This window comes from Pseudomonas sp. 21615526, from assembly GCF_013386245.1.
GTDB lineage: Bacteria > Pseudomonadota > Gammaproteobacteria > Pseudomonadales > Pseudomonadaceae > Aquipseudomonas.
The window spans coordinates 1-553 of sequence record NZ_JACAOM010000235.1 but is presented as its reverse complement, the minus strand read 5'-3'; the positions used below and the strand labels follow the sequence as shown (position 1 = coordinate 553).

The 553-nt window shown below is 55.2% G+C and carries 1 pseudogene; it reads right to left on the bottom strand.

Going from position 1 to position 553, the window contains the following annotated elements:
* Positions 1-553 (bottom strand): annotated as a pseudogene (locus tag HX786_RS31440) (RHS repeat protein); the annotation flags it as partial.

The window sequence follows — 553 nt, the reverse complement described above, 5'->3', positions numbered from 1 at the left end:
TTTCCTGCTGGATCAGGCCGTTGGCGTGATAGTCGAGCCGATAGGTTTCGCCGACCTCGTTTTCAATCTCGGTCAGTAACAGCCGAACATTGTCATAACGGTATTTAAGCTGCGTGCCGTCCGGATTAATCCGGCGGCTGATCAGGTGCAGACCATCGGCGTATTCGTAGCGGGTGACGCGGCCCAACTCGTCGCGCTCAGCAGTGATTTTTCCGTACGGGTTGTAGCTGAATTCGCGTGTGGCCCCGTCAGGCTGAATCACTTTCAGCAAACGACCTACGGCGTCCCACTGATACTGGGTCAGCGCACCATGCTCATCCTCGCAAGCCACCTGCCGCCCCAGCTCGTCATAGCGATAACGCCGCACACCGCCATTCGCCAGTTTTTCTTCAATGAGCTGGCCGCGTTCGTTCCAGATAAAGCGTTGGCTGCTGTTATCCGGATACCAAACACCCGTGAGCTTTCCGTGTTGGGTGTAGGTGTATTCGGTGTAATTGCCATCCGGATCAGTCTTGCGAGTGATATCGCCTTGATCGTTACGCTGGTATTTCCA